Raw genomic sequence first — 7,804 nt, forward strand, 5'->3', positions numbered from 1 at the left:
GCGTTCAGGATGGAAACACATCCTCATTGCACGCTTGACTTATCAAGAGGGCGAACGCTTCTGAACGACTACGGCGGGTCCCGAATGAGACCAGACATGAGACCAGCCTCGTCGGCAGCGTCGCGAGGGGTCGAGCCGTCCCAACGGATTCGGACGGACAGTCGATGTAGGCGTCCACGCTCGACGTGAGCCGGCCGCGGCCTCAGATCCGCAGGTCCTCCCCCGCACGCCCTCGGCGGTCGTTCTTTACCGGACATGCCGAAGAGGGGATGTCTGTGGGCTCGTCTATTGACCGGTGTCCAGCTCGTTCAGCGTGCCGGTGCCGATGACCTCGAGGGCCAGGACGCGGACCTTGACGGTGCGGTTCTGGGAGGCGTGCCGAAGCGCGCCGAACGCCTGATCCCCGTCGAGGCGGCCACCGTCATCTCCGTCCTCGCCCGTCGAAGATGCTGGTTTGTTGCGATCCAGCCACCTAGGGCCGCGGCGGGGCCCCGAGGGAACATTCGGTGTCCGTTTGATCCCTTTTAAGAAGTGTTTGGTGACTCTCTTTCGGGTGCGCCTGTTCCCTGAGGGGCTACACGGCTGTCGAAGGTCGTACAAATCGTATGAAACGTGAACAAGGTGGCGCACGGGGTGCTCTACTGAGCCGCGGCCGTCGATGGCTGACTCCTACCGGAAGGCACTTCCATCCATATGAATCCTCTTCGCTGTCGCCTGCTCGCGACCGGTCTATCCGTGAGCATCATCGCGGCCGCGGCGGTCGTGGCTGCCTCTCCATCGCTCGCCGCCACCGCCGACACGGCCCTAACCTTCTCCGCCACCGGGAGTGTTCAGACCTGGACCGTGCCCAGCGGTGTCACCCAGATCTACGTCGATATCAGCGGCGCCCAGGGCGGGGCAGCCTATGGCGGGGGCGGTGGCGGTGCGGAACTGACCGGCACGCTCTCTGTGACGCCCGGTGAAACGCTCCAAATCATCGCCGGCAGCATGGGCCAGAACGGCTTCCAGTACGGCGCCGGCGCCGGCGGCGGCGGCGGCTCATTCATCTACACCACCGCTGATCAGAGCGGCATCCTTGCTGCCGCGGGCGGCGGCGGCGGCACGGGGTCAAACAGGTGGCCCTCGGCAGCCAGCACCGGGACATCGGGCATGGACGGTGACAACGGCGGCGGCGCAGGAGGGGCCGGGGGCACTGGCGGCCAGGCCGGGTCCGCCGGCGGCGGCGGTGGCCTCCTCACCAACGGTGGCAGCGCCAGCGGCACAGGCGGGCAGTCCGTCGCAAACGGCGCCTCCGGCGGCAGCGGAAGCCACGGGGGCGGCTTCGGTGGCGGCGGCGGGACAAGTGGATACGCAGGCGGTGGCGGTGGTGGTTACAGCGGCGGAGGCGGCGGAACCTTCCGCAACGGCGGCGCCGGCGGCGGCGGCGGCGGCGGGTCCTACTTCTCGGGCACGCTGACCGGCGCGGTCACGGGACATGGCGGCAGCGGCAGCGTCACGTTGTTCTATTCCGCAAATCTCACCGCGATCTCGCCCACGGCCGGGGCACCCGGCACGTCAATGACGATCGACGGCACCGGCCTCTCGGGAGCGACCGTGACCATCGGTGGCGTCGCAGCGACGGTGACCTCCTCGACTGACACCCAGGTCGTGGCCACCGTTCCCACGCCGCCGACCCTCCTGACCGGGCCCCAGGCAGTCAACGTGACCACGGCAGGCGGAGTGACCCTGCCCGCCGTCGGAGCGTTCACCTACCAATTCCCACCGCTGTTCACCGCGGCCAGTGCCCCCGCGTCCGGGACCGTGGGGCTGCCGTACTCGTATGCCTTCACGGCGTCTGGATACCCCGCTCCGACCTTCACGGTGTCCTCTGGAACCCTGCCGGCGGGGCTGACGCTGACCAGCGCGGGCGTGCTCTCTGGCACCCCGACCAGCGCCGGCGCCTCCTCGTTCACCGTCGCTGCCAGCAACGGCGCCTCCCCCGATGCGAGCAGTAGCCAGACGATCACGATCGACCAGGCTGCCCAGAGCATCACCTTCACCACCGCGGCCCCCACCGCAGCCCTGCCCGGCGGGACCTACACCGTCGCGGCCACCGGCGGGGCCTCGGCGAACAACGTGAGCTTCTCCATCGACCCCGCCAGTACGCAGACGTGCTCGATCAGCGGCTCGACGGTGACCTTCGACCACGTCGGCACCTGCGTGATGGATGCCGACCAGGCCGGCACCGCCGACTACCTGGCAGCTCCCCAAGTGCAGCAGTCCATCGAGGTCGGCCAGGCTGCACAGGCCCTCACCTTCACCAGCTCCGCCCCCAGCGGAGCAGTGGTGGGCGACACCTACCCGGTGGCGGCGACCGGAGGGGCCTCGGGGAACGCTGTGAGCTTCTCCATCGACTCGACCAGCACCTCGGTCTGCTCGATCAGCGGCTCGACGGTCACCTTCGACCACGTCGGCACGTGCGTGGTGGATGCCGACCAGGAAGGCACCGCCGACTACCTGGCCGCTGCCCAGGTGCAGCAGTCCATCGCCATCGGCCAGGCCGCACAGGCGATCACCTTCGACCCCTTGGCTCCCACGGCGACCGTGGGGGACACCCACGGCCTCACCGCGGTCGGCGGCGCATCGGGCAGCCCGGTCACGTTCAGTGTCGCACCGGCCACCACCGGGTCGGCCTGCTCGATCAGCGGTTTCACCGTCACCTTCGACCACGCCGGCACCTGTGTGCTCGCCGCCGACCAGGTCGGCACCGCCGACTACACCGCCGCCCCTGAGGTGACCCAGACCGTGACCGTCGCGCTCGCGCCGACCTCGCTGTCGGTCGCCCTCACCCCGGGCGTGACGGTCTTCGGCCAGAACGCCAGCGCCACCGCAACGGTGGCCGGCGGCCAGGCCGGGAGCGTCCAGTTCTCCGTCGACGGCACCAACCTCGGTGGGCCCGTCACGGTGAACAACGGCCAGGCGACCAGCCCCACGGTGGGGAACCTGGCGCCCGGCGCACACCAGGTCGCGGCGGTCTTCACCCCGCTCGACGCGAGCAAGTAYGCCCCCGCGAACGCGACGCCCCAGACGCTGGTGGTCAACCAGGCCGCGACCACCGCGACCATCACCGTGCGAGCCACCAGCCTCACGGCCAACGTCACGCCTGTGTCACCGGGCGCGGGTACGCCGAGCGGGACCGTCAAGTTCACCGTCGACGGCACCCCGATCGGGACGGCGACCCTCACCGGGGGAGTCGCGACGTTGAGCTACTCCCTGCCCACCAGCAAGGCCAACCAGGTTGCCGTCCAGTACCCAGGCGACCTCAACTTCCTCGCCTCGTCCGCCACCACCAGCCGTCACAACCCGACGATCACGGCGACGCTCACCAGCGCCCACCCCAAGAACGCGAGCGKTTGGTACCGGAGCTCGGTCACCGTGCGGTTCGCGTGCACCCCGAACGGGGCCCCGCTGGTCACCGGCTGCCCGCAGCCGGTCACGCTCAGCAAGGACGGCGCAGCACAGTCGGTGTCTCGCACCATCACGGCTCTCGACGGTGGCGCAGCAACCGTCTCGATCACGGGTATCAACATCGACCAGACTCGGCCCATTGTGGCGGTCACGGGAGTCGCGACAGGGACGCCGTACTTCGCAACCGGACCGCTGGGGCACTGCAGCGCTCGTGACGGACTCTCGGGCATCGCCTCCTGCACCCTCAGCCGCCGCCTCAGTGGCGGCAGCGAGATCTACACCGCGACCGCCACCGACAAGGCCGGCAACGTGTCCACCACCCGGCTCACCGCCCAGGTGAGGAACTTCGTGATCCAGGGGGCGGCCTTCAGCAACGGCGTGTACCAGGTCCGCGCGGGTCACACCTACACGATGCTGGCAGCCGCCACGAGCGCGCCCCGCTATGTCGACGCGATGCCCTACCCGAAGGCCCCGCAGGGACTGGACAACTTTTTCGTCAAGACCGGCCCCAACCGGTGGGCCCTCGGCGTCACGTTCAGCCGCGCCATGCTGCACCAGCGCTACTGGCACATCGGCATGCGAGTCGGCGGCCAGACCCAGGTGCTGACGGTCCAGATCGTCCGCTAAGCAGGCACCTCGGCAACCTTCGGCCGCTGCCCCTCGACACCACGTCAAGGGTCAGCGGCCGAAGGCCTTTCTGCCGTGAAGTGCCGACAGACTCGAGCGCCGCTTTGGCTGCAGTCCTCGCCATCGTGACCGCTTCCTGACTTCCGCTCATGCCGCGAGCTGCGCGGTCGTGCCGATGTGCGGTCGGAGAGCCCGTCGGTCAGGCACCCGACGCGGTGCTTCCTAGTTCTGCCTGTGGGTAGCGCCTGGCGAGCCTGCTCGTGATGAGGTGCAGGACGGTCAGGCCGAGGATCAATAGGGCGATGCCCGCGAGGATCTGGAACCCGCGTTCCTCAGCCTCGAACCCGACGTCCCCCGGAGAGGCCAGGAATAGCACCAGCGAGAACGTGTACAGGCCGTACATCCGCCAGTACGTCGCCCGCTGCATCACCGCGAGCACCAACGCGACTACGGCAAGCGCGGTCTGAGCCCACGGGGACAGGCCGATGACGGCTACGACCACGGCGGCAGCCGCGCCGACTGCCGTCCCAAGCACCTTCTCGCGAATTCGCTCACGGTGTCCCATCAGCAGGTACATGACAAGGACGAGGATCGGCTCCGGCACCCAGTATGGCTCGGTCCACGACAACGCCACTCCGAGGGCGGCGGCGCCACCCAAGACCGCGCCGAAGCAGAGCGCGATGACCGCGGTGATGGGCAGCGAGTACCGGTCGCCCTCGACCACCGACGGGGCACCGAAACGGCGCATGATCACGAGACCGTACCCGGTGCCAATCGCGACGACTGCTCCGAAGGTGACGGCGGCTGTAGCGGTATGCACCGGCGTCACGAAGGTGGCGGCGTAGGGCACCATCAGCAGCGGGGCGAACCAGCCGAACCGGTACCCGACACCGGCGAGGACGCCCGTCGACGCCAGCAGAGCCACCCACCACCAGTCGTAGGCGGTGTACGCGCCCAGACCGGCCACGACCCCGACCAGAGGGGTCACGTAAACCATCCGGCGTGTGCCCGCGAGCTTCGCCCCCACCGCGCCCCACACCACGCCCGTGAACAACGCCGAGACGCCCAACTCGCCCACCAAGGCGCCGACCAGCGCGGCAGGGAGAACAACCCCGACTAGCAGCGCCCCAAGGAGATGGAGCAGCCGATGACTACCTGACGGCTCCTGCGGCGACGGCGCCACCCGCTCGCCCGGTTGCCTTTCTCCGGGACCGACAGCCTCGGCACTGCTCATACCCACAACCCATCGGAAGAGTCCCCAGTCCCCGATTGACTTTACGCTGATCACCCCCGAAGGGCTCCGGAATCAGGACGTCCTCGAACGCACTCATCTGCCGCGGATCGTGCTTCGGTGCACTGCGCCAGCAGGAGGAGCACGCGCACGCCGGCAGCGCTTGGCACGAGGGCGGGTGGGTCTTCACCAGGGAGACCGGCGATCCCATCAATCCCCGCACAGACTGGTCGCACTGGAAGGCCCTGCTCCAGGAAGCCGACATCCGGGACGGCCGCCTCCACGATGCCCGCCACACTGCCGCGACCGTGCTGCTCATGCTCGGAGTGAGCCAGCCGACCATGATGAGCGTCATGGGCTGGTCCAACCCAGCCATGGCACAGCGCTACGCCCACGTGGTGGCGCCGATCCGCGACGACGTCGCTCGCCAGGTCGGAGGGCTCCTGTGGCCCGAGCTCGCGACCACGCCGAGCCTCGAATGAGACCACAAATGAGACCACCACGAGAAACGCCGGTCCGGGCCCTGGGGCTCGAACCGGCGTTTCTGCAGATGACTGGCGGTGGCGGTGGGATTTGAACCCACGGTGGAGTCACCCCCACACACGCTTTCGAGGCGTGCTCCTTAGGCCGCTCGGACACGCCACCGGGAGTGACCTTACCCGAGCCTGCGGCCCTCGAAGAAATCGACCAGGAGGGCCGCCGACTCCTCGGCGCGGACTCCCCCGACGACGTCCACGGGGTGCGTCGCCAGGGGGTCGCGGGTCAGGTCCCACACCGATCCGCACGCCCCTGCCTTGGGGTCCCACGCGCCGAACACGAGCCGCTCGAGCCGCGCCGCCATCGCCGCACCGGCGCACATGACGCACGGCTCCAGGGTCACGACGAGGGTGCAGCCGTCGAGCCGCCACGAGCCGAGGGCCTGCGCGGCCTCCCTCAGGGCGACGACCTCGGCATGCCCCGTCGGGTCGCCCAGCTCCTCGCGCACGTTGCGCCCACGGCCGACCACGCGACCGTCGGGGTCGACGACGAGCGCACCGACCGGCACGTCCTGCGCGCCCGCGGTCGCCGCGGCCAGGTCGAGCGCCTCGGCCAGCCAGACGGCATACGTCCCCGGTCCGGGGAGGGAGCCCTTGCCGGGGGTCTCGGATCTCTTCGCCACGCGCTAAGTTTCCACCCATGGACGTCCACGTCGCAGATCACCCGCTCATCGCGCACAAGCTGACCTACCTGCGCGACAAGCGGACCGACAGCCCCACCTTCCGGCGCCTCGCCGAGGAACTCGTCACGCTCCTCGCCTACGAGGCCACGCGCGACGTCCGCGTCGAGCCCTTCGACATCGAGACGCCGGTCGCGCCGACGACCGGCATCAAGCTCTCCAATCCCAAGCCGATCATCGTCCCCATCCTGCGCGCCGGGCTCGGCATGCTCGACGGCATGGTCAAGCTCCTGCCGAGCGCCGAGGTGGGCTTCCTCGGGATGATCCGCAACGAGGAGACCCTCGAGGTCTCGACCTACGCGAACCGGCTGCCCGATGACCTCACGGGCCGCCAGGTCTTCATCCTCGACCCGATGCTCGCCACCGGCGGCACCCTCGTCATGGCGATCGACTACCTCACCGCCAGGGGCGCGCGGGACATCACGGCCGTCTGCCTCCTCGCGGCCCCCGAGGGCATCAAGCACCTCGAGGACGAGCTCTCCGAGAGCAACATCCCCGTCAAGGTCGTGCTGGGCACCATCGACGAGAGGCTCAACGAGAAGGGCTACATCGTCCCGGGCCTCGGCGACGCCGGCGACCGGCTCTACGGCGTCGTCTGAGCCGACCCGCTCCTCGCGTATGCCGTGGGGTCAGGGCAGCGTGTCGCCCCACGCGGCGTCTCGTGCCCGTCGGTAACGCTCTCCCGCCTTCTTCGAGACGACCTCGCGGCCCGCGGTGCCGTCGGGCCGGCACACCTGGAACTCGACGAATCCCTTGCGCTTCAAGGGATGTCGGAGGATCCGGCCCGACAGGGCTTCTGCTTGGTGGGAACTCATGACGCCGGGGGACGCGGCCGCGACCCACGAGAACTTCTCGTCCTCGTAGGACAGCTCGGCGCCCTTGAGGCGGCGGTGCTCAGCGGAGCGTTCCAGGCGAGCCGCGAAGTGACACCAGTCGCCTTGTGCCAGAGGACAGTGCGTCTCGTGGGGGCACGGACCGAGCAGGGCCCAGCCTGCCGCCAGGAGTGCCGCCCGGACGCGCAGGACCCGGGCGTAGCCGTCCGGGGTGCCCGGCTCGACGACGACGACGGCCCCTCCACGCTGCATCGCGTCGGCGACGAGCGCATCCTGCTGGCGCTGGTCGAGCTCGCTGAGGACGTAGGACACGGTGACGAGGTCGGCCTCCAGGTCGGGCCACGCGCCGGCGGCGGCCCGACGGAAGGTCGCGCCGGCCAGGACCGGCGACGGTGCGTCGGCGACGAGGACGCGCCCGAGAGCCAGCGCCTCCTCGACCTGGTCCAGCAC

Annotated in this window: 6 protein-coding genes and 1 tRNA gene; 3 read left to right on the forward strand and 4 right to left on the reverse strand. The window is 69.6% G+C overall.

Annotation, left to right across the window (positions count from 1 at the left end):
- Positions 1–735 precede the first annotated feature (735 nt).
- Entirely contained in the window at positions 736–4,074 is a 3,339-nt protein-coding gene (locus AC1DP0_RS14465) for a beta strand repeat-containing protein (protein ID WP_478085246.1), read from the forward strand.
- Positions 4,075–4,273: 199 nt separating this feature from the next.
- On the opposite strand, the gene AC1DP0_RS14470 is transcribed toward AC1DP0_RS14465, so the two are convergent.
- Entirely contained in the window at positions 4,274–5,362 is a 1,089-nt protein-coding gene (locus AC1DP0_RS14470; RefSeq protein ID WP_478085247.1) for an FUSC family protein, read from the reverse strand.
- Between the two features lie 68 nt (positions 5,363–5,430).
- Here AC1DP0_RS14470 and AC1DP0_RS14475 point away from each other — a divergent pair, with 68 nt between their 5' ends.
- Positions 5,431–5,787, forward strand: a complete 357-nt coding sequence (locus tag AC1DP0_RS14475; RefSeq protein ID WP_478085251.1) for a tyrosine-type recombinase/integrase — start codon at positions 5,431–5,433, stop codon at positions 5,785–5,787.
- Between the two features lie 73 nt (positions 5,788–5,860).
- Here AC1DP0_RS14475 and AC1DP0_RS14480 read toward each other — a convergent pair.
- Positions 5,861–5,950: transfer RNA gene (locus AC1DP0_RS14480), tRNA-Ser, on the reverse strand.
- A 10-nt stretch (positions 5,951–5,960) separates the two neighbouring features.
- The gene (locus AC1DP0_RS14485; protein ID WP_478085248.1) at positions 5,961–6,464 is read right to left on the reverse strand and encodes a nucleoside deaminase; all 504 of its coding nucleotides are present in this window, start codon (positions 6,462–6,464) and stop codon (positions 5,961–5,963) included.
- A 17-nt stretch (positions 6,465–6,481) separates the two neighbouring features.
- Between AC1DP0_RS14485 and upp the strand changes: the two genes are divergently transcribed.
- On the forward strand, positions 6,482–7,120 hold the full coding sequence (gene upp, locus AC1DP0_RS14490; RefSeq protein WP_478085249.1) for a uracil phosphoribosyltransferase: 639 nt from the start codon (positions 6,482–6,484) through the stop codon (positions 7,118–7,120).
- 30 nt (positions 7,121–7,150) lie between these two features.
- Here upp and AC1DP0_RS14495 read toward each other — a convergent pair.
- Positions 7,151–7,804: small ribosomal subunit Rsm22 family protein (locus AC1DP0_RS14495; protein WP_478085250.1), on the reverse strand; the 654-nt coding region annotated here is incomplete at its 5' end.

The organism is Terrabacter sp. P5_B1 (assembly GCF_056400505.1).

Coding starts and splice junctions, on each gene's coding strand:
- upp (WP_478085249.1), top strand. CDS start 6,482: ATGGACGTCCACGTCGCAGATCACCCGCTCATCGCGCACAAGCTGACC.